This is a genomic window from Kitasatospora aureofaciens, assembly GCF_019192735.1.
GTDB lineage: Bacteria > Actinomycetota > Actinomycetes > Streptomycetales > Streptomycetaceae > Kitasatospora > Kitasatospora aureofaciens_A.
This window is the reverse complement of the sequence record NZ_JAHTKP010000200.1, coordinates 1-632: the sequence shown is the minus strand read 5'-3', so window position 1 is coordinate 632 and position 632 is coordinate 1. Positions and strand designations below refer to the sequence as shown.

The window sequence follows — 632 nt, the reverse complement described above, 5'->3', positions numbered from 1 at the left end:
GAACACGGCACCACCACCACGATCGCCTCCACCGTCACCGGCGAGATCGACGACGTCGCCCGCCAGGCCGCCGTCCTCTCCGAACTCGTCGAGGACGGCATACTCGCCGGCATCCACTTCGAGGGCCCCTTCATCTCCCGCAACCGCTGCGGCGCCCACCGCCCCGACCTGCTCCGCGACCCCGACCCCGCCCTCGTCCGCAAACTCGTCGACGCCGCCCGCGGCCACGCGAAAATGGTCACCCTCGCCCCCGAACTCCCCGGCGGCCTCGACTCCGTCCGCATGCTCGCCGACCTCGGCGTCATCGCCGCCGTCGGCCACACCGACTCCGACTACGCGACCACCCTGGAAGCCGTCGACGCCGGCGCCACCGTCGCCACCCACCTCTTCAACGCCATGCCCGCCATCGCCCACCGCGCCCCCGGCCCGATCGTGGCGCTGCTGGAGGACGAGCGGGTCACCGTCGAACTCATCAACGACGGCGTCCACCTGCACCCGTCCGTCCTCGACCTCGCCTACAACACCGCCGGCGCCGACCGCGTCGCCCTGATCACCGACGCCATGGGCGCCGCCGGCATGGGCGACGGCCTCTACCCCCTCGGCCCCCTCCAGGTCCAGGTCAAGGACGGCGT

General features: G+C 72.8%; 1 protein-coding gene. It reads left to right on the top strand.

The genetic code is table 11. The features are described 5' to 3' along the window. Positions 1–632: N-acetylglucosamine-6-phosphate deacetylase (locus KV557_RS41990; RefSeq protein ID WP_218207391.1), on the top strand; the 632-nt coding region annotated here is incomplete at both ends.